This window comes from Clostridium sp. TW13, from assembly GCF_024345225.1.
Classification (GTDB): Bacteria; Bacillota; Clostridia; order Clostridiales; family Clostridiaceae; genus Inconstantimicrobium; species Inconstantimicrobium mannanitabidum.
Window position 1 is genome coordinate 762,191 of record NZ_BROD01000001.1, and the last position, 21,744, is coordinate 783,934.

The 21,744-nt window shown below is 31.7% G+C and carries 14 protein-coding genes; all 14 read left to right on the forward strand.

Annotated elements, in window-relative coordinates:
* Positions 1 to 8 precede the first annotated feature (8 nt).
* The 14 genes from OCU47_RS03590 to OCU47_RS03655 all read left to right on the forward strand — a co-directional run bounded on the left by OCU47_RS03590 (position 9) and on the right by OCU47_RS03655 (position 21,702).
* Positions 9 to 1,124, forward strand: coding sequence for a chorismate mutase (locus OCU47_RS03590; protein WP_261827223.1), 1,116 nt, complete (start codon positions 9 to 11; stop codon positions 1,122 to 1,124).
* Between the two features lie 13 nt (positions 1,125 to 1,137).
* Positions 1,138 to 1,956, forward strand: a complete 819-nt coding sequence (gene aroE / locus OCU47_RS03595; RefSeq protein WP_261827224.1) for a shikimate dehydrogenase — start codon at positions 1,138 to 1,140, stop codon at positions 1,954 to 1,956.
* On the forward strand, positions 1,953 to 2,453 hold the full coding sequence (locus OCU47_RS03600) for a shikimate kinase (RefSeq protein WP_261827225.1): 501 nt from the start codon (positions 1,953 to 1,955) through the stop codon (positions 2,451 to 2,453). The genes aroE and OCU47_RS03600 overlap by 4 nt, the downstream gene beginning before the upstream one ends.
* A gap of 3 nt (positions 2,454 to 2,456) precedes the next feature.
* Positions 2,457 to 2,906, forward strand: a complete 450-nt coding sequence (gene aroQ / locus OCU47_RS03605; RefSeq protein ID WP_261827226.1) for a type II 3-dehydroquinate dehydratase — start codon at positions 2,457 to 2,459, stop codon at positions 2,904 to 2,906.
* 2 nt (positions 2,907 to 2,908) lie between these two features.
* Positions 2,909 to 3,745 (forward strand): prephenate dehydrogenase, encoded by an 837-nt coding sequence (locus OCU47_RS03610; protein WP_261827227.1) that lies wholly within the window; start codon positions 2,909 to 2,911, stop codon positions 3,743 to 3,745.
* Positions 3,746 to 3,897: 152 nt separating this feature from the next.
* Positions 3,898 to 5,487 (forward strand): ABC-F family ATP-binding cassette domain-containing protein, encoded by a 1,590-nt coding sequence (locus tag OCU47_RS03615; protein ID WP_261827228.1) that lies wholly within the window; start codon positions 3,898 to 3,900, stop codon positions 5,485 to 5,487.
* 212 nt (positions 5,488 to 5,699) lie between these two features.
* Entirely contained in the window at positions 5,700 to 7,376 is a 1,677-nt protein-coding gene (locus OCU47_RS03620; protein WP_261830577.1) for a SulP family inorganic anion transporter, read from the forward strand.
* 331 nt (positions 7,377 to 7,707) lie between these two features.
* Positions 7,708 to 12,279, forward strand: a complete 4,572-nt coding sequence (gltB, locus tag OCU47_RS03625) for a glutamate synthase large subunit (RefSeq protein ID WP_261827229.1) — start codon at positions 7,708 to 7,710, stop codon at positions 12,277 to 12,279.
* Between the two features lie 12 nt (positions 12,280 to 12,291).
* Positions 12,292 to 13,761: a glutamate synthase subunit beta gene (locus OCU47_RS03630; RefSeq protein ID WP_261827230.1), complete on the forward strand. Its 1,470-nt coding sequence runs from the start codon at positions 12,292 to 12,294 to the stop codon at positions 13,759 to 13,761.
* A 287-nt stretch (positions 13,762 to 14,048) separates the two neighbouring features.
* Positions 14,049 to 14,318 (forward strand): DUF1294 domain-containing protein, encoded by a 270-nt coding sequence (locus OCU47_RS03635; RefSeq protein WP_261827231.1) that lies wholly within the window; start codon positions 14,049 to 14,051, stop codon positions 14,316 to 14,318.
* A gap of 224 nt (positions 14,319 to 14,542) precedes the next feature.
* Entirely contained in the window at positions 14,543 to 15,934 is a 1,392-nt protein-coding gene (locus OCU47_RS03640) for a glycosyltransferase family 2 protein (protein WP_261827232.1), read from the forward strand.
* A gap of 290 nt (positions 15,935 to 16,224) precedes the next feature.
* Positions 16,225 to 18,177: a DNA gyrase/topoisomerase IV subunit B gene (locus OCU47_RS03645; protein ID WP_261827233.1), complete on the forward strand. Its 1,953-nt coding sequence runs from the start codon at positions 16,225 to 16,227 to the stop codon at positions 18,175 to 18,177.
* Between the two features lie 23 nt (positions 18,178 to 18,200).
* Positions 18,201 to 21,137: a DNA topoisomerase IV subunit A gene (locus OCU47_RS03650; RefSeq protein ID WP_261827234.1), complete on the forward strand. Its 2,937-nt coding sequence runs from the start codon at positions 18,201 to 18,203 to the stop codon at positions 21,135 to 21,137.
* Position 21,138: 1 nt separating this feature from the next.
* A complete protein-coding gene (locus OCU47_RS03655) occupies positions 21,139 to 21,702 on the forward strand; it encodes a DJ-1 family glyoxalase III (protein ID WP_261827235.1) in 564 nt (187 codons plus the stop codon).
* The last annotated feature ends 42 nt before the right edge of the window (positions 21,703 to 21,744 follow it).

Genomic DNA, 21,744 nt, shown 5'->3' on the forward strand with positions numbered 1-21,744 from the left:
AATTTAGTATGGCATTAGAAGAATATAGAAATAGGATTGATGAAATAGATAAGAAAATTGCACAACTTTTTCAAGAGAGAATGGATACAGTAACTAAAGTTGGCCAATATAAAAAGGAAAATAACATTCCAATATTAAATAGAAAAAGAGAAGAAGAAGTATTAGAGAAGAATGCAAAGAGATTGAGAGAAGATTTACAAGAAGAAGGAAGAGAATTTTTTGAAAATCTAATGGCAGTTAGCAGAGCGTATCAGCAGAAGATTATATTTAATGAGGGAAAGAGTTCTAAAAATACAATGGTATCAGTTGGATATCCAGGAGTAAAGGGGTCTTTTGGATATCAAGCCATGGTGGAATATTTCAAATTAGATGAGGGCTCAAAGAATTATACTGAATTTGAAGATATATTTATTGGCATGAAAAAAGAAGAGATAGAATACGGTATTCTTCCTATAGAAAATTCATCAACGGGTGCAATTAATAAAGTTTATGACCTATTAAGAAAGTATGGCTTTAGCATTGTGGGAGAACAATGTATAAAAATAGATCAAAATATTTTAGGTATTCCGGGAACTACCCTTTTGGATATAAAAGAAGTGTATTCACATCCTCAGGGTTTTGAACAAAGTTCTAGATTTGTATCAGGGTATAGTGATTGGCGATTGATACCGTATCATAATACTGCTATGAGTGCAAAATATGTTATGGAATTAAATGATAAGAGCAAGGCAGCCATTGCAAGCAGAGAGGCAGCTAAAATTTATGGACTGCAAATAATAAAAGAAGGAATAAATGATAATAGAAATAATACCACAAGATTTATTGTTATTGGAAAGTCACTAGAAGTACAAGAAGAGTCGGATAAGATTTCTGTTGTATTCACCTTGAAGCATGAAGCAGGAAATCTATATAATTCATTAAGGTTCTTTGCTGAAAACTTTATAAACTTATTGAAGATAGAGTCTAGACCGATGGAAGAATCTAATTGGGAATATTTTTTCTATATTGATTTTGAAGGAAACTTAAGAAGCGAAGCAGTTAAAAATGCTTTGAAAAAGTTAGAGGAAGATTCATCATATTTTAGAATTTTAGGCTGTTATAAGAAAATGAGTATGGAAATATAAGGGGAGATGTCTTATGAAAACTTTTGGTCTTATAGGAGAAAAACTATCTCATAGTTTATCCCCAGAAATACACAATGTTATTTTTCAGAAGTTGGGAATTAAAGCAACTTACAATTTATTTGAAGTGGAAAACAATAATATAGCTGAGGTAGGTGAAGCTATAAGAGTCCTTAATATAAAAGGTGTTAATATTACAATACCATATAAAGAAGAGGTTATAAATTCAGTAGAAGAGTTATCCAAGGAAGCGGAAAAGATAGGAGCAATAAACACTATAATTAACTGTGAAGGTGTATTAAAAGGATATAATACAGATTATTATGGTTTTGGTAGAATGTTAAATAGGTTTAGTGTTTCTTTGCAGAATAAAAAAGTTGTTATATTAGGAACAGGAGGAGCAGCAAAAGCTGTTGCTCAATATGTATCTGATAGTAAGCCTAGGGATGTTGTATTGATTGCAAGAAACAAGGAAAAAGCAAAAAGAACATTTAAAAAATATGATGTCTTTGATTATAAAGACTTAAAAAATATAGTAGGAGATATTATTGTGAATACAACTCCTGTTGGCATGTACCCTAATATGGGCGAGAGCCCTGTTGGTACAGAAATAATAAAAAAATATAATACAGCTGTGGATATAATTTTTAATCCAATAGAAACAGAATTTTTAAGACTTGCTAGGGAAAATGGATTAAAGACAATAGATGGATTGTATATGTTGGTTGGTCAGGCGGTTAAGGCTGAAGAAATTTGGTTGGATACTGAAATATCTAATGCAGTAGAGGAAGAGATATATTTAAAGATTAGACCTCTTTTGGAGGAAAAGCTATGAATATAGTTTTAATTGGAATGATGGGAGCAGGTAAAACCACATTAGGAAAAAAGATTGCATCGTTAAAAAATATGGATTTTATTGATGTGGATGAGTATATAGTAGAGAAAAGTGAAATGTCTATTAATGACATGTTTAAATTCGGGGAAGATTTTTTCAGAGAAAAAGAGACTGAAGCTATAAAAGAATTGTCTTGTAAAGACAATACAGTGATATCCTGTGGTGGAGGCGTGGTAAAAAGAAAAATAAATTCTGAAATACTAAAGCAATATGGAATGATTATATATATTGATAGACCTGTTGAGTGTATTTTGAAGGATATAAATGCAGAAGAAAGACCACTGCTAAAAGATGGTAGTGATAAGTTATACCAATTATATAATGAAAGAAAAGAACTTTATGAAAAATGCTGTGATTATCGTGTTATAAATGATGAAGATGAAGAAAGTTGTATAATAAAGATTTTAGATATTATGAAAATAGAGAATGAGGGATAGAATATGAAGGTTATGGTTATTAATGGACCTAATTTGAATTTATTAGGAATCAGAGAAAAAAATATATATGGACAAAGAGACTATAAGGATATTATCAGATATATAAAAGAAGAGGCAGATAAGTTGAATTTAGAAGTAGACTGCAGACAGAGCAATATTGAAGGTGAAATTATAAATTTTATTCATGAAGCGTACTTTAATAAGTTTGATGGAATTGTTATAAATCCAGGTGCATATACTCACTATTCTTATGCGATTTTAGATGCTTTAAAATCAGTAGAAATTCCTGCTATTGAGGTTCATATTAGCAATGTTCATAAAAGAGAAGAGTTTAGGCACAAATCTGTTACTGCAGCTGGTTGTGTTGGACAAATAGTTGGCTTAGGTGAGTATGGATATGTACTGGCATTGAATGCATTGAAAAATTTGGGTTATGGTATAGAAGGAGTATAGCTATGAAGATTTGCATAGTAGGCTTAGGTGTAGTTGGAGGCTCTTATGCCATGGCTTTAACTGAGGCAGGGTATGAAGATGTTTTTGCAATTGATAAAGATAAAAATACATTAGATATAGCAGAAGAAAAGAAGATAATTAAAAAGGGATATAGAAATGCAGAAGAAATAGTTGCTGAATGTGATCTTATAATTATGAGTATTTATCCTGATTCTATAGTAAACTTCCTAAAAGAAAACAATGGTAATTTTAAAAGTGGAGCAATAATAACTGATGCGACAGGAGTAAAAGGTGTTATAGTTTCTAAGGTAGAGGAAGTTTTAAGAGAAGATATTCAATTTGTTTTTGGCCATCCTATGGCTGGAAGAGAGAAAAAGGGAATTAACTATGCGAATAGCAAAGTTTTTACGGGGGCAAATTACATAATAACTCCTACAGCAAGAACCAGTGAAAGTGCCATAAAAGTAGTCGAGGATATAGCATTTCAAATAGGGTTTAAGAGAGTCACTAAGGTAACGCCTGAAGAGCATGATGAATTGATTTCTTTTACCTCTCAATTACCTCATATAATTGCAGTAGCCTTAATTAATAGTGATAATGAAAAATATGATACGGGGAGATTTATAGGAGATAGTTATAGGGAACTTACTAGAATATCAAATATAAATGGTGAGTTGTGGACTGAGCTATTTTTAAATAACAAGGGAAATTTATTAAAACGAATAGAAGAATTTGAAAATCAAATTGATATTATAAAGGAAAATTTGATCTCAGAGAATACGGATAATCTATTGGAGATATTTAAAAAGTCTTCTCAGAGAAGAGAAAATCTGGAATGATAAAAAGGTATATGCAATTTACATTAAGTTTGTTATAATAAATTGATTGTGTCACAAATTAGCACAATCAATTAAATTTTTTTAGAGAAGATTAAGTTGAATAAAATGCAAAATATTCATCTTATAAAATATATTAATAAGGAGCAATGTTAATGATAACAGTTACTAATGTAAGCTTAAGATATGGTTCACGTAAGTTATTTGATGATGTAAATTTAAAATTCACTCCAGGAAACTGCTATGGAGTTATTGGTGCTAATGGAGCAGGAAAGTCTACGTTTTTAAAGATTCTTTCAGGAGAAATTGAAGCAAATACAGGGGATGTATCAATAGATCCTAATTCAAGACTTTCAGTTTTAAAGCAAGATCATTATCAATACGATGAAAAAGAAGTACTAGAAACAGTAATTATGGGTAATGAAAGACTTTACCAAATAATGAAAGAAAAAGACGAATTATATGCAAAGGCTGATTTTACAGATGAAGATGGAATAAAAGCTTCAGAATTAGAAGGAGAATTTGCAGACCTTAATGGATGGGAAGCTGAGTCAGAAGCGGCTATGCTTTTACAAGGACTTGGAATAGGTACAAATTTACAATCTAAAAAGATGTCAGAATTAGAAGGTGGAGAAAAGGTAAAAGTACTTTTAGCTCAAGCTTTATTTGGTAAGCCAGGAGTGCTTATCCTAGATGAGCCTACTAACCACTTAGATGTTAATTCAGTTGCATGGCTTGAAAACTTCTTATCAAATTTTGAAGGTACAGTTATAGTTGTATCTCATGATAGACATTTCTTAAATATGATTTGTACTCATATTTGTGATGTAGACTTTGGAAAGATTAGATTGTATGTTGGTAACTATGACTTCTGGTATGAAGCAAGTAATTTAACAATGCAAATGGCAAAAGATCAAAACAAGAAAAAGGAAGATAAGATAAAAGAACTTCAAAATTTCGTAGCGAGATTCTCAGCTAATGCTTCTAAATCAAAGCAAGCAACTTCAAGAAAGAAGCTTCTTGATAAGATAACATTAGATGAAATACCAGCATCCACTAGAAGATATCCTTTCGTAGGATTTAACATGGAAAGAGAAGTAGGAAATGAAGTTTTCTATTGTGAAGGATTAACAAAGACAGTTGATGGCACTAAGGTTCTAGATAATATCTCTTTTAGAATTGAAAAGGGCGATAAAATTGCATTTGTAGGAAACGAAATTTCAATTACTACTTTATTTAAGATATTAGTAGGGGAATTAGAGCCAGATGCAGGAGAACTTAAATGGGGAGTTACTACTTCACAATCATATTTTCCTAAAGACAATACAGAATACTTTAATGAATGTGAATTAAGTCTAGTAGATTGGTTACGTCAATACTCTGTTGACCAAACAGAAAGTTATTTAAGAGGATTCCTTGGTAGAATGTTATTCTCAGGAGAAGAAGCTCTTAAAAAAGCTGATGTTTTATCAGGGGGAGAAAAGGTTAGATGTATGTTATCTAGAATGATGCTTTCAAATGCTAATGTATTAATTCTAGATCAACCAACAAATCACTTAGACCTTGAATCAATAACTGCAGTTAATAATGGTTTGATGGATTTTAAGAGTAATGTGTTATTTGCAACTCATGACCATCAATTTATGCAAACTATAGCAAATAGAATTATTGAAGTAAGTCCAGAAACTTTTGTAGATAGAAAGATGACTTATGATGAATATCTAGAATCAAAAGGAATAAAATAAATTTTTTAAGCAGCTGTTACAGATTATAATAGGAATAATCTGTAACAGCTGTTTTTCTATATGTAGATGAAAAAATGTTTGTAAATTCTTACGAATAACGTATAATAAAAAAGTATATAAAAATTTTATAAGGGGGGTGAATTGTTGCAATTATTCTATAAAACCATAGCAAAACAATCTCCATAGATTTTTATAGATTATTAGCAACGAATATAATGAAACCAAAATTATACTACATATTGAAGCATCGTGATAGAGAGCTGGCAGATGGACAGTTAATGAAGGATATAGTAGCTGGGATAATTGTAGCTATTATAGCTTTACCACTATCAGTAGCCCTTGCAATTTCGTCTGGAGTGACACCGGAAAAAGGTCTTATTACAGCAATTATAGCAGGTTTTTGTATTTCTTTATTAGGTGGTAGCAGAGTACAAATAGGAGGTCCCACGGGAGCCTTTGTTGTAATTATTTATGGGATAATACAGAAGTATGGTTTAGACGGATTAATAATTGCTAGTTTTATGGCAGGAGCTATACTTATAGTATTTGGAATTTTAAAGTTTGGCTCATTAATTAAGTACATACCATACCCAATTACTGTTGGATTTACAGCGGGAATTGCAGTGACTTTATTATCAACACAAGTAAAAGATTTTCTTGGACTTACAATAAATAAGGTTCCATCTGAATTTTTACCAAAATGGGCAGCGTACATAAAAAATATTGGAACTATAAATTGGGTTACAGTTCTTATAGGAATACTATCTTTATTAATAATAGTCTTTTGGCCTAAGGTAAATAAGAAGGTTCCAGGTTCTTTAATAGCGTTGATTGTTGCAACGTTGATTGTATATTTTGCTAAGTTACCTGTGGCGACAATAGGAAGTCAATTTGGTAATTTATCATCAAGTATTCCAATGCCACATATTCCTCATGTGGATCTTAGTACTGTAGGAGAACTTATTAAACCAGCGATAACAATCGCTTTCCTTGCAAGCATAGAGTCGCTGTTATCAGCAGTTGTTGCCGATGGTATGATAGGTAAAAAGCATAATTCTAATATGGAATTAGTTGCTCAAGGTGTTGCGAACATAGCCTCAGCTTTATTTGGAGGCATACCAGCCACAGGAGCTATAGCAAGAACAGCAGCAAATGTTAAGAATGGTGGTAGAACCCCTATAGCAGGTATTGTGCATGCTATAACATTATTTCTTATAATGGTTATATTTATGCCATTAGCAAAGTATATTCCACTTACTACTCTAGGTGCCATACTTATAGTTGTGTCATATAACATGAGTGAATGGAGAGTATTTAAAGCAATGATTAAAGGACCTAAGAGTGATGTAATCATATTATTATTTACGTTTTTCTTAACAGTTATTTTTGATTTAGTTTTAGCAATTGAAATAGGTATGGTAATTGCTATGTTATTATTTATGAGAAGAATGGCTGGAACTATTGAAGTAAATAAGTTAGAAGAGGATGATTGCTGTGAAATATTCAATGAATTAGAAGGAATTGATACAAGCAAGATAGGAAATGAAGTTATTATTTATGACATTGAAGGAGCATTATTCTTTGGTGCAGTAGATACCTTTATGGATATGATGAGACAGGTGGATTCATCTGCAGAAGTTCTAATTTTAAGAATGAAACATGTTTCAGTTGTGGATGCTACAGCCTATAATGTACTTAAAAAGGTAGAAGAGAAATGTAGAAGAGAAAATATAAAACTTGTAATTTCAGGTATTCAACCAGGCCCATTAAAGGTACTTAAGAATATGGGAATGACAACAAGAATAGGAAGAGAAAGATTTACAAAGAATTTTAGGGAAGCAGTAGTGTTAGCTAATAGCATAAGTGTAAAAAAAGAAAATATAATTTAAGGTATATTGAGGTAGTTGTTCTTTTGGAATATGCCTAATATCTTTTTGAAATACTAACAGTATAATATATTATACTGTTAGTATTTTTTTTATTTACTTAAAATAAATTTGTTTAAACGGATTTTACTTAAAATAATTTAGAATAAATAAATTTTGCTTAAAAATATAAAGAAAAAGTTCAAAATAATATATTATTTTAATAAGAAGTGTGCTATACTGTTGTAAAATATATAATATATTGAAGATAAAAATAACATATTATCATAAAAAACGTGAAATAAATGACATTTATGTTAATGTGGTTTCATAGAAAATAGGAAAGGTGATGTAAATGGTGGGAAAGGAAAGACTAAATTCAGGATTATATGATTCAAAGTTTGAGCATGATGCATGTGGTATTGGAGCAATTGCTAATATTAAGGGACAAAAACATCACAAAATAGTTAGTGATGCTTTGGAAATACTTGTAAGACTTGAGCATAGAGGGGGAATGGGTGCTGAAGAAAATACAGGTGATGGTGCAGGAATACTAGTGCAAATACCAGATGAATTTTTTAGAAGAATTCTTGCGCAGAAAAACATTGAACTGCCAAAAGAAGGCGATTATGCTGTAGCTAATTTATTTTTATCAAAGGATGAAAGTAAAAGGGAGTTAGCAAAAAGAGAGTTTCAACAATGTTTAGAAGCTGAAGGTATTGAATTCATAACTTGGAGAGAAGTGCCTACAGATCCTAATGGTTTAGGAAAAACAGCTTTAAAGGGAATGCCATATTTTATACAAGCTTTTGTTAAGAAGCCTCAGGATATACAAGCTGGTATAGACTTTGAAAGAAGATTATATATAAGTAGAAGAATTGCAGAAAAGAAGATATCTCAATTTGAAGAATTTAAAGAAGATATTTTTTATGTTGCATCGTTCTCATCAAGAACTATCGTTTATAAAGGAATGCTTTTAGCAACACAACTTAGAGATTTTTATGGAGATTTAAAGCATGATGATTTCAAAAGTGCATTGGCATTAGTACATTCAAGATATAGTACTAATACATTCCCAAGCTGGGAAAAAGCTCACCCTAATAGATACATGATTCATAATGGGGAGATTAATACATTAAGAGGCAATGTTAACTGGTTCTATACTCGTGAAAATACATTGGAATCAAAAGTTCTTGGTGATGAAATCAAGAAGGTGCTTCCAATAATAAATAAAGAGGGCTCTGATTCAGCTATTTTAGATAATACATTAGAGTTTCTAATGATGAATGGCAAGGATTTACCATTAGCAGTTATGATGGCAATTCCTGAGCCATGGAGCAAAGTTAAGGATATGGACAAAACAAAGAAGGACTTCTATAGATATCAAGCAAATCTATTAGAGCCTTGGGATGGTCCAGCTGCAGTAGTGTTTACTGATGGAGAAAAATTAGGGGCAGTGTTAGATAGAAATGGATTAAGACCAGCTAGATATTATGTAACAGAGGATGGTTACTTAATCTTATCATCTGAAGTTGGAGTTTTACCTATAGATCAAAGCAAAGTTAAGATTAAAGAGAGGCTAAGACCAGGAAAGATGTTATTAGTTGATACTGTAAAGGGTGAACTAATAAATGATGAGGAATTAAAGCAAAGTTACGCAACAAAGCATCCTTATGGGGAATGGCTTGAAAAGAATCTATTAACTTTAGATGAGCTTGAAGTTCAAGGAGAAGATGAAGCTGTTGAAAACCTAGTGAAGAAGCAAAAGGCGTTTGGCTATACTTACGAAGATGTAAATGGTAACTTAATTCCTATGGGGGCAAAAGGAGAAGAACCAATAGGAGCAATGGGAATTGATGCACCATTAGCTGTATTGTCTGAAAAACCTCAACCTTTATATAACTACTTTAAGCAGCTTTTTGCTCAAGTAACTAATCCTCCTATTGATGCTATGCGAGAAGAGATAGTAACAGCTACAGAAACTTATTTAGGCTCAGAAGGAAATCTTCTTGATGAGGTAGAAGAAAACTGTAAGCAGCTTAAATTAGAGATTCCTATACTAAAAAATGAAGAGCTTAGAAAGATAAAAGCTTTAAACAGAGATGGATTTAAGACAGTTGAATTGCCTATGCTATTTGATAATTGTGAAGAGAACGGCTCTTTAGAGAAAGCTTTAGAAGAATTGTTTACTTTAGCAGATGTTAAGATAACAGAAGGAAACAATATATTAGTTCTTACAGATAGAGGTATAAGCAAAGAAAAAGCAGCTATTCCTTCATTACTTGCAGTTGCAGGATTACATCATCATTTAATTAAGCAAGGTACAAGAACAAAGGTATCAATAGTATTGGAGAGTGGAGAACCAAGAGAAGTTCACCATTTTGCAGCATTATTAGGATTTGGAGTATCAGCAGTAAATCCATATTTAGCATATGAAACATTAAAGGATCAAATTGCTAAAGGTAAGTTAGATGTTGATTATGATAAGGCAGTGTACAATTTTAATAAAGCAGCAACCAAAGGAATAGTAAAGACATTATCAAAAATGGGTATATCTACAATACAATCTTATCAAGGGGCACAAATATTTGAGGCTATTGGATTAAATAGTGATTTTATCGAAAAATATTTTACTGGTACAGCAAGTCGAATCAGTGGAATAGGGATTGATGAAATTCAAAAAGAGACTTTGATGAAGCATAAGGTTGCATTTAAGGAGAGTGCTTTTGCAGACTCATTAGATAGTGATGGAAGCATTAAATTCAGAAGTGGAAAAGAGGAACATCTATATAATCCTCTAGTAATTCATAAATTACAAGAGTCAACTAAAACAGGTGATTACGGATTATATAAAGAATATTCTCAGTTATTAAATCAAGATGAAGCGTACAACACATTAAGAGGAATTTTAGATTTCAAATTTGAACAAAATCCTATTCCTTTAGATGAGGTTGAAAGTGTTGAATCTATAGTAAAGAGATTCAAAACTGGAGCAATGTCTTATGGCTCTATCTCAAAAGAAGCTCATGAAGCATTAGCAATAGCTATGAACAGACTAGGTGGAAAATCTAATACTGGTGAAGGTGGAGAAGACAGAGAAAGATTCTTAACAGAAGGTACTGAAGAAAATAGATGTTCAGCTATTAAGCAAGTAGCCTCTGGTAGATTTGGAGTTACTTCAGAATATCTTGTAAATGCAAAAGAAATTCAAATAAAGATGGCACAAGGAGCAAAACCAGGTGAAGGAGGTCAACTTCCAGCATCTAAGGTATATCCATGGGTTGCAAAGACAAGACATTCTACAACAGGAGTTGGACTTATATCACCACCACCTCATCATGATATATATTCAATAGAGGATTTGTCACAATTAATATTTGACTTAAAAAATGCAAATAGAAATGCAAGAATCTCTGTAAAACTTGTATCTGAAGCAGGTGTAGGTACAGTTGCAGCTGGAGTTGCTAAAGGTGGAGCGGAGGTTATATTAATTTCAGGTTATGATGGAGGAACAGGAGCAGCTCCTAGAACTTCAATTAAGCATGCAGGACTTCCATGGGAATTAGGACTTGCGGAAGCAAACCAAACATTAATTAAAAATAACCTTAGAGGCAGAGTTGTTATTGAAACAGATGGAAAGTTGATGACAGGAAGAGATGTTGCTATAGCTGCTTTGCTTGGAGCAGAAGAGTTTGGATTTGCAACAGCACCATTAGTAACTTTAGGTTGTGTAATGATGAGAGTATGCAATTTAAACACTTGTCCAGTAGGAGTTGCAACTCAAGATGAAGAATTAAGAAAGAGATTTAAAGGAAAGCCAGAATATGTTGTTAACTTTATGCACTTTGTTGCTGAAGAGCTTAGAGAGTATATGGCTAAACTTGGCTTCAGAACAATTGATGAAATGGTTGGAAGAGTAGATAAGCTAGTTCAGAAATCAGAAGTCAAGGGATGGAAAGCTAGTAAATTAGATGTATCTCAATTAATATATAAAGAACCAGTTGCCGAAGGATATTCAAAGGTCTTTGATAAAGCAGAAGCTTATGATTTCAAACTTGAAAACAGCGTAGATGTTGTTGAATTCTTAGAAAAAGCTAAACCAGCTTTGGAAAAGGGTGAGAAGGTAGAATTTGAAGTAAATGTTACTAATGTGAACAGAACTTTAGGTACTATATTAGGTTCAGAAGTTACTAAAATCTATAAGGGAGAAGCTTTAACAGAGGATACTATTAAAATTAAGTGCAATGGTTCAGGTGGTCAAAGTTTTGGTGCTTTCATACCAAGAGGAATTACTCTTGAAATGGAAGGAGATTTAAATGACTATGTAGGTAAAGGCCTTTCAGGTGGAAAGATTATTGCTTATCCAAATGCAAAATCAACATTTAAATATGATGAAAATGTAATTGTTGGAAATGTAGCGCTTTATGGTGCTACAAGTGGAGAAGCTTATTTTTCAGGTATAGCTGGAGAAAGGTTTGCCGTAAGAAACTCAGGTGCTAAGGCTGTAGTTGAAGGTGTTGGCGACCATGGTTGTGAATACATGACAGGTGGTATGGTTGCAATCATTGGAACTATCGGAAAGAACTTTGCAGCAGGTATGAGTGGGGGATTAGCATATGTGTATGATGAGTCAGGATTAGCTGCTAAAAATATAAATACAGAATTTATTACAATTAAAGAGCTAGATTCTGAGGATATAGTAAACTTAAAAGAACTATTAAACAATCATTATAAATACACTAAATCTCAAAAGGCTCAAGGTATATTAAATAAATTCAATGAGGAAGCTAAAAAGTTTGTAAAGATAATGCCAAAGGATTACGAAATTATGCTTCAACTTATCAAAGAAAAGAAGGCAGAAGGTCTTAGTGAGGAAGAAGCTACAATAGCAGCCTTCAATATTAGAACAGGAAAGGTACAGAGATAGGAGGTATTTATAATGGGAAAACCAACAGGATTTTTAGAGTATGAAAGAAAAGTAAGTGAAGCAGAATCTCCAAAAGATAGAATCCAACATTATAATGAATTTCACACCTATTTAAGTAAAGAAGATCAGGAAATTCAGGGCGCTAGATGTATGGATTGTGGAGTTCCATTCTGCCAATCAGGAATATTGATTAAAGGTATGGTATCAGGTTGTCCTCTTAACAACCTAATACCTGAATGGAATGATTTAATATACAGAGGACAATGGAAGGAAGCTGTTGAGAGATTGCTTAAAACTAATAACTTCCCTGAATTTACAGGAAGAGTTTGCCCAGCACCTTGTGAAGCTGGATGCACAGCAGGGTTAAATGGACCATCTGTTTCTATTAAGGAAAATGAATGCTCAATTATTGAAAGAGCGTATGAAGAAGGTGTAATTAAACCTAATATTCCAAAGAATAGAACTGGAAAAAAGGTTGCTGTTATAGGTTCAGGTCCTGCTGGTCTTGCAGCAGCAGATTCTCTTAATAAGTATGGACATGAAGTGACTGTTTTTGAGAGAAGTGATAGGTTTGGTGGATTATTAATGTATGGAATACCAAATATGAAGCTTGAAAAGAGAATTATTGAAAGAAAACTAGACATAATGAGAACTGAGGGTGTTAAGTTTATCAATAATGCGAATGTAGGACAAAATTATAAAAAAGATGATATTTTAAATGAATTTGACGCTGTTGTTTTGGCTTGTGGAGCATCTAATCCTAGAGATTTGAAAGCACCAGGAAGAGAATTAAAGGGAATATATTTTGCTGTAGACTTCTTAAAACAAAATACAAAAAGTCTTTTAGATTCAAATCATGAAGATGATAATTATATATCTGTGAAAGATAAGAATGTTATTGTCATTGGTGGTGGAGATACAGGAACAGATTGTGTTGCTACTTCCTTAAGACATGGATGTAAGAGTGTAAAGCAATTTGAGATTATGGGTGAGCCTCCAAAAGAGAGAACTGCTAACAATCCATGGCCACAATGGCCAAGAGTTCTAAAAGTGGACTATGGTCAAGAGGAATTCATTGAAATGTATGGAAGAGATCCACGTGAGTACAACATAAGTGTAAAAACTTTTGAAGGTGATGAGTCTGGAAATTTAAAAACTGTAAAGACAGTAAGAGTTAATTGGGAAAAGAATGAAAAGGGTGCTATGGTTCCAAAGGAAATAGAAGGATCAGAAGAAATTTTTGAAGCAGATGTTGTATTTTTGGCCATGGGATTCCTAGGAGCAGAACAATATGTAGTTGATGAATTTAAGATTGAGCAGGATGCTAGAAGCAATGTAAAGGCTGAATATGGCGAATTCAAAACTAATGTAGATAAGGTGTTTACAGCTGGAGATATGAGAAGAGGTCAATCACTTGTGGTTTGGGCAATTAGAGAAGGTAGAGATGCAGCTACAAAGGTTAATGAATATCTTGGAAATTAGGCCTTAAAGAAATATTTACATTTAATAATTTTTGATTCCGCAGAGAATTGAAAAAGATTATTAGTATAACCAATAATAATATAATATGAAAAATATAAACAAAGGGAAAACAAATTAGAGACTATGTGTTATTATAACTGTAGAAGTTCAATTTGTTTTCTTTTTTGTTTTTAGACGTCTGAAAATAAATAACATATGGAATTATTTATTTTTTCAAGATGCCTTAGGAAAGAAAACTAAAAAATAATTTTAATTAGAAGAAAAAATATATATTAGAAGGAGAAATTATGGTTAAGATAATAGTGGCGTATTTAATAATTATAAATACTATTGGATTTTTCACTATGTTAATTGATAAAAGAAAAGCTGAAAAGAAAAAGTGGAGAATTCCAGAAAAAAATATATTTTTCATTGCTGCTATAGGTGGTAGTTTAGGAGCGATGATTGGTATGTATGTTTTTAGACACAAAACAAAACATTGGTATTTTAAGTTTCTTTTTACAGTGTTTTTGATTGCACACATGCTAATTTTATATTATTTTTTATTTAAGAAATAATGATATATACGTATATAGAAAATGTTTTCTGATATTAAAATTGTTTTTGTAATCATATAAAAATATTATATTAATAAAAAGCATATGAAATGGTGGAAAATGTAAATTAAAGTTAGCTTGATTTTTCATTTTGATTGAAATATATTATATAAGGCTATTAATATATTTTAATAGTATAGTAATTATGTAAAAATATATTCATAAATAAGTTTGGAAGTGATTAAATGGGCAATTATATTTTAAGCGCAACAGCTATATTTCAAATTATAGTATTTATGTTAACATTATATTCATTGATACTTGGAGTAGTTGGGTTATGGAGAAAGAAAGAAAAAAAGAATTTTGAGCCTAAAAAGAAATTCATTTGTATAGTAGCAGCACATAATGAAGAAGTAGTTATAGGCAATTGTGTAGATAGTTTAAAAAAACAAAACTATCCTTCAGATATGTATGATATATACGTAATAGCTGATAATTGTACTGATAAAACTGCTGAGATAGCTAGAAAGCATGGAGCAAAAGTATTTGAAAGAAAGAACAAGGAAAAAAGAGGTAAGGGTTATGCTTTAGAGTGGATGTTTGAAAAAATATTCAAGATGGATAATTGCTATGATACGATTACTATATTTGATGCAGATAATATTATAGATTCAGACTTCTTAAAAGAAATGAATTCTAAAATGCTTGAAGGTTACAAGGTGGTTCAGGGTTATTTAGATTCTAAAAACCCATATGATTCATGGATTACTCAAAGTTATTCAATGGCTTTTTGGTCTCAAAATAGGGCCTTTCAATTATCAAGAAGTAATTTAGGTTTGTCTAATCAAATAGGTGGAACAGGATTTGTAATTGATATAAACATATTAAAAGAATTAGGATGGGGAGCTACATGCTTAACAGAAGACTTGGAATTTACATGTAAACTTATCTTAAATGGTGAGATGGTAGGTTGGGCGCATGAAGCAAAAATATATGATGAAAAACCTCTTACGCTTAAACAATCATGGAATCAAAGAAAAAGATGGATGCAAGGCTTTTCAGATGTTGCGTCAAGGTTCTTCTTTAAACTACTTAAGAAAAGTATAAAGGAAAGAAGCTTTAAAATGTTTGATTGTGCATTATATGTAATGCAGCCAATAACTACAATATTGCTAGCAATTTCGTTGGTAATAACTTTAGTGCAAAACAATACGACAGGTATGCACATATTCGTAATAAATTATTTATTTAATGCTGATGTATGGAAGCTATTTGTTATGTTTCAATTTATTCTTACTCCTTTATATTTGCTAGTGGATAAGAAAATATCAAAAAGAATGTTTTCTATTATTGTATTATATTCTTTAAATGTAATAGTATTACCGGCACTGCTTGGAGAAGCTCAAAAGAATATGCTTGTTAATATATCAGCTAATGTAGCTTACTTAGCAATATTTATGATTTTATCCGCTTTATTATCAGGAAAAAAAGGATTTATGTATTTCTTTAGATTTTTGATGTATTCTATATACACATTGACTTGGATTCCTATTACTATTCAAGGTATGTTGAATAAAAACAATAAGGAATGGAATCATACAAAACATGTAAGAGAAATTGGTATATATGATGTATAGTTAAGTAAAGTATGAAGGGTAGCAAAAGTAAATAGATATATGATAAAATGAAAGTTGTTTTAAATTATTTAAAACAACTTTTTATTATTGGGTTCATTTCTAACTTAATTTTGTGAACTAGTGCTTATTTTTTATAAGACTATATGAGAACGGATGTTTGACATAGATGATAAAAAACAATATACTTAGCTAGTAAATGATTATATACTTGAAAAAATTGGACTTGAATCTAAATGATTTCACAATATAATAGAAATAGGACTATATAGTAAAAGGAGTGGAGGCAAGTTATGAATAAAGACGAGTTACACAAAGGGTATGATGTAACAGACCTTACTTCATTAGAAAAATTAGAGCCGGTAAGAGTAAGACCAGGTATGTACATTGGGTCTACAGGAACAAAAGGATTGCATCATTGCATATGGGAGATCCTAGATAATGCTATTGATGAGATAACTAATGGATATGGAGATAAAGCAACTATTATTTTAAATAAAGATAAAAGTGTTACTGTTATAGATAATGGTAGAGGGATTCCAACGGGGATTCATCCAATCAAAAAGAAATCTGGAGTAGAGATGGTATTTACTGAACTACATACAGGTGGAAAATTTAATAATAAAAATTATAAAACTTCAGGTGGACTTCATGGTGTAGGTGCAGCTGTAGTTAACGCGCTTTCAAAATGGTTAGAGGTTGAAGTATATCAGGATGGAAAAGTATTTAGGCAAAGATTTGAGCAAGCTTATGACAAGGAACTTAAAAGGGTGATGCCTGGTACACCTGTTACTAAGCTTGAGGTTATAGGCAAAACAGATAAAACTGGTAGTAAGATAACTTTTATGCCTGATAAAGAAGTCTTTTCAACTACAGAATTCAAATTTGATATGATAGATGAAAGATTGCAAGAGTTAGCCTTTCAAAATAAAGGTATCAGATTAGAATTTATTGATGACAGGAAAGAAGAGGAATTTAAGAAGGAATACTTTTCGGAGAGAGGTCTTTTAGATTTTATTGAATATCTAAATGAAAGTAAAACACCTATTCATCCAGAGCCTATTTTGTTTGAAGGAGAAAGAAGTGTTTCAAATATAGATATGTACGGTGAAGTATGCCTACAGTTTACTGATTCTACTACAGAGTATATTGCTAGTTATGTAAATAACATTCCTACTACAGAAGCAGGAACTCATGAGACTGGTTTTAAAACAGGAATGACAAGAGCTTTTAAGGAATGGGGAAAGAAACTAGGAATAATCAAAGAGAAGGATAAGGAATTTGAGGGTGATGACCTTAGAGAGGGTATGACAGCTATTATAAAAATAAAGCTTACCAATCCAGTATTTGAAGGACAGACTAAAACTAAACTTGGCAATAATGAAGCTTACACCATGATGAATGATTTAGCTTATACTAAATTCGGTGAATGGATTGAAGATCATAAGGATATAGCTACAGCAATAATTAATAATGCTATGGATGCTGCAGCAAGAAAAGATAAAATAAAAAAGATAAATGAAGCAGAAAAGAAGAAAATAGGTAAAGGGACTTCACCTTTGGCAGGTAAGGTTGCAGTTTGTACTTTAAAGGATAACACTGTTAATGAGTTTATTGTGGTGGAAGGAGACTCTGCTGGTGGTTCAGCCAAGCAAGCTAGAGATAGAAGATTTCAAACAATAATGCCATCTAAAGGTAAGATAATGAATACAGAAAAGCAAAAGCTTGAGAATGTAATTGCTTCTGAAGAACTTAAAATATTCAATACAGCTGTAGGAACTGGTACATTAGATAATTATAAAGAAGAAGACTTAAAGTATGACAAGATAATAATTATGAGTGATGCGGATGTGGATGGTTACCATATCAGAACTTTATGGATGACATATATTTACAGATACATGAGGCCATTAATTCAAAATGGACATCTATATATGGCGCAGCCTCCTTTATATAAAGTTTATAAGATAGTAAAAGGCAAAGAAGAATATGCATATGCTTATTCAGATGCTGAACTAGAGGAGTGTAAGAAAAAGATAGGTAAAAATGCGCTTATACAGAGATTCAAGGGACTTGGAGAGATGAATCCAGAGCAGTTATGGGACACAACTTTAAATCCTGAAACCAGAACTTTATATCAAGTAAATATAGAAGATGCAGCTAAAGCTGAAAAAATGGTTTCTTTATTAATGGGTGATGTAGTTGAACCAAGAAAAAATTATTTATATAAATATGCAGAATTTTAAGGCAGAGAAAAGAGGAGAACATCATGGCAAAGAAAAATAACCTTATACCTAAGGATAATAATATAATAAGAATGCCTCTAGAAGAGTTGATGCCAGATAATTATTTGCCTTATGCAGTAGAAGTGGCAAAGGATAGAGCATTACCCGATGTAAGAGATGGTTTGAAGCCAGTTCATAGAAGAATTTTGTATGGAGCTTATTTACTTAAAGCATTTCCAGACAAACCATATTATAAATCTGCTAGAATTGTCGGAGATATACTAGGTAAATTTCATCCACATGGAGATTCTTCTGTATATGATGCAATGACAATACTAGCTCAAGATTTTTCTACAAGAGAGCCGTTGATAGATGGACATGGAAACTGGGGATCAGTAGATGGAGATAGTGCAGCTGCGATGCGTTATACTGAGGCGAGATTATCTAAAATCGCATTAACAATGCTTCAAGATATAGATAAAGATGTAGTAGAAATGGTTCCAAACTACTCTGATAGTGAAATTGAGCCTAAAGTGCTTCCGGCAAGATATCCAAACCTTTTGGTAAATGGAACTTTTGGAATCGCTGTTGGTCTTGCAACTAATATTCCACCTCATAATTTAGGTGAGGTTATTGATGGAACTCTAGCATACATTGACAATAACGAATTGACAACTGGTGATTTAATGAAATATATTAAGGGACCAGATTTGCCAACAGGAGGAATTCTAATTGGTGAAAATCCTCTTAAAGCAGCTTATGAAACTGGTGAAGGCAAGGTAACTTTAAGATCTAGAGCTTCTATAGATACTTTAGAAAATGGAAGATTAGGTATAGTAATAACAGAGTTCCCTTATAGAAGAAATAAAGCAAAACTTCTTCAAACTATTTCAGAAATGACAGGTGATAAGAGACATGCAAAAGCTTTAGAATCTATAGCAGACATAAGAGATGAATCAGATAGAACTGGAATAAGATCCGTTATAGAATTCAAGAAAAATGTAGATGAAGATACAGCAGAAAAGGTCTTAAAATATTTATTTAAGAAAACAGATCTTCAATGCAACTTGAGTTTTAATATGGTAGCTTTAGCAGATGGAAAGCCAGAAACTTTAGGACTTAAGGAAATATTAAAACATTATGTTAACCATCAAAAGGATGTTGTTACTAGAAGGACTAAAAGAGAACTAGAAATAGCTGAAAAAAGATATCATGTGGTAGAAGGTTTTATTAAAGCTATAGAAATTCTTGATGAAGTAATAGCAACTATTAGAGCTTCTAAATCTAAAGCTAATGCTAGAGAAAATCTTATTGAAAAATTTGAATTTACAGAAATGCAAGCAGATGCAATATTAGAATTAATGCTTTATAGATTGACTGGACTAGAAATTAAGGTATTTCAAAATGAATATGCAGAGCTTGCAAAGAAAATAAAAGCATTAAAGAAGATATTAGAAAATGAAAAAGAACTTCTAAAGGTAATCAAAAAAGAACTTATAGCAGTTAAAGAGCAGTTTGAAAATCCTAGAAGAACTGAGATTGTTGCTAATGAGGATGAAGCTAAGATTGACTTAGAAGAACTCATCGTTGTTGAAGATATAATGATCACCTTATCAAAGGATGGATTTATAAAAAGAGTTCCATTAAAAACTTATAACAGATCTAATCAAGATGCTGAGAGTATCGAATATAGAGAAGGAGATTTGTTGAAGCATCTTATAAAGGCGAATACTAGAGATAATCTACTTCTGTTTACTGATACAGGATATATGTATCAGCTTAAAGGAAATTCAATTCCTGAATATAAGTGGAAAGAAAAAGGTGAAAGACTAGATACTTTAATAAGAGGGTTAAATTTAGAGGAAGAAAATATAATAACAGTAGAATCTGTGGAAAGTTTTTCTGAAGATAAAATGTTAAAATTTATAACTTCATCAGGTTATATTAAAAATACTAGTTTTGAGGCATTTAATACAAGTTATTCTAAGTTGTTAGCGCTAAAACTTAAGCATGGTGAGAAACTTGCTAATGTGGTGTTGGTAGATAAGAGTGAAGAACCAAAATTTGTAGAGATTAAAACTGAAAAGGGCTTGACATTTACTGTGAAGGAACCGAAAACAGAACTTGTTGATAGAAATATAATGGGTACAGAGTTATGCTTTATTTCTAAAAATGATAGTATAAGTGAGATCTCTTATACAGAGGAATACTTACAAGAAAAGTATATATTGGCTGTTAAATCTAATGGTGAAATAAAAATAGCTAGCAATAAGAGAAAAGATTCCTACATGAAGGTAGAAATAAAATGTTTAGATGATATATTGATGTTCACTAATTTAGGTAAGGTTCATAGATTTAAAGGAGGCTATTTTAGTAAACTTCAAAAATCTATAGATATTAGCGAGCTTGTAGATGATTTTGAAAAGGATGAAATGATTATAAATGTTATAAGCATAGACAGCTATACAGATGATTTTGTGGTATATTTTATAACTCAAAAAGGATTAATAAAGAAGACTATATTATCAGAATTTGAGGCTGGTGGAGTTAGTCAAATAGCCTACAAGTTGAGAACTTCAGCAGATAGAGTTGCAACGGTAGAACTTGCTGCTAAAGATGATGGTGAATTTTTATTAGTTACACGAAAAGGTATGGGTATAAAATTTGAAGTACAAGGAATAAACCTTATGGGAAAAGTAGCTTCAGGGGTAGTTGCTATATCTTTAAAAGAAGAGGATGAAGTTGTATTTGCCCAATATGTGCCTAATAATGTTGAAGATGTTACCAATAAAGTATATAATGAAATTGCAGTTTCAGGTTTAGAAAAGTATAAACTTGTAATTTTATCGAAAAATAATGAAAGAGCTGAGATTGCTATTAATGAAGTTAGGGTGCAAAATAGAGCAGGTAGAGGTAATAACATGATTTCATTAGCTTTTGATGATTATGTTAAAGAGGTATTGATTAAGGAGGTCTTGTGAATTGAAAAAAATAGCGGTGATGTTGGCAGAAGGATTTGAAGAAATTGAAGCACTAACTGTAGTAGATGTATTAAGGCGAGCTAATGTAGAATGTGATATGGTAAGTATTGATGGTAAAGAGGTACTTGGATCACATGATATTTTAGTGAAGGCTGATAAAACTATAGATGAGGCTGAACTGAACTCATATGATGGTTTGGTGTTACCAGGTGGTATGCCAGGAGCAAATAACTTAAAGAATAATATTAGGGTAGTAGAGTTAATTAAAGAGTATGCTGCAGTTGGCAAAATTGTAGCAGCAATATGTGCAGCACCTATTGTTTTAGAAAAGGCAGGAATAATATCAGGTAAGAAGATAACATCTTATCCATCTTTTGATATACATTTGGGTAATTGTATATACAGCGAAGATTTAGTTGTGAGAGATGGTAGTATAATAACTAGCAGGGGACCAGCAACAGCTTTAGCGTTTTCATTTGAAATATTAAAGGCTTTAGAATTAAATGATGAAGTTGATGAGCTAATGGAAGGTATGATATATAATAAATTGATGCAAATCAATTAATTTAATAAATAGGTTAAGGAATATACATAAAAGGGGCTGTTT

What these genes read in the sequence shown, in the direction of transcription:
- OCU47_RS03590 (WP_261827223.1), top strand. Translation starts at nt 9, where the DNA reads ATGGCATTAGAAGAATATAGAAATAGGATTGATGAAATAGATAAGAAA.
- aroE (WP_261827224.1), top strand. Translation starts at nt 1,138, where the DNA reads ATGAAAACTTTTGGTCTTATAGGAGAAAAACTATCTCATAGTTTATCC.
- OCU47_RS03600 (WP_261827225.1), top strand. Translation starts at nt 1,953, where the DNA reads ATGAATATAGTTTTAATTGGAATGATGGGAGCAGGTAAAACCACATTA.
- aroQ (WP_261827226.1), top strand. Translation starts at nt 2,457, where the DNA reads ATGAAGGTTATGGTTATTAATGGACCTAATTTGAATTTATTAGGAATC.
- OCU47_RS03610 (WP_261827227.1), top strand. Translation starts at nt 2,909, where the DNA reads ATGAAGATTTGCATAGTAGGCTTAGGTGTAGTTGGAGGCTCTTATGCC.
- OCU47_RS03615 (WP_261827228.1), top strand. Translation starts at nt 3,898, where the DNA reads ATGATAACAGTTACTAATGTAAGCTTAAGATATGGTTCACGTAAGTTA.
- gltB (WP_261827229.1), top strand. Translation starts at nt 7,708, where the DNA reads ATGGTGGGAAAGGAAAGACTAAATTCAGGATTATATGATTCAAAGTTT.
- OCU47_RS03630 (WP_261827230.1), top strand. Translation starts at nt 12,292, where the DNA reads ATGGGAAAACCAACAGGATTTTTAGAGTATGAAAGAAAAGTAAGTGAA.
- OCU47_RS03635 (WP_261827231.1), top strand. Translation starts at nt 14,049, where the DNA reads ATGGTTAAGATAATAGTGGCGTATTTAATAATTATAAATACTATTGGA.
- OCU47_RS03640 (WP_261827232.1), top strand. Translation starts at nt 14,543, where the DNA reads ATGGGCAATTATATTTTAAGCGCAACAGCTATATTTCAAATTATAGTA.
- OCU47_RS03645 (WP_261827233.1), top strand. Translation starts at nt 16,225, where the DNA reads ATGAATAAAGACGAGTTACACAAAGGGTATGATGTAACAGACCTTACT.
- OCU47_RS03650 (WP_261827234.1), top strand. Translation starts at nt 18,201, where the DNA reads ATGGCAAAGAAAAATAACCTTATACCTAAGGATAATAATATAATAAGA.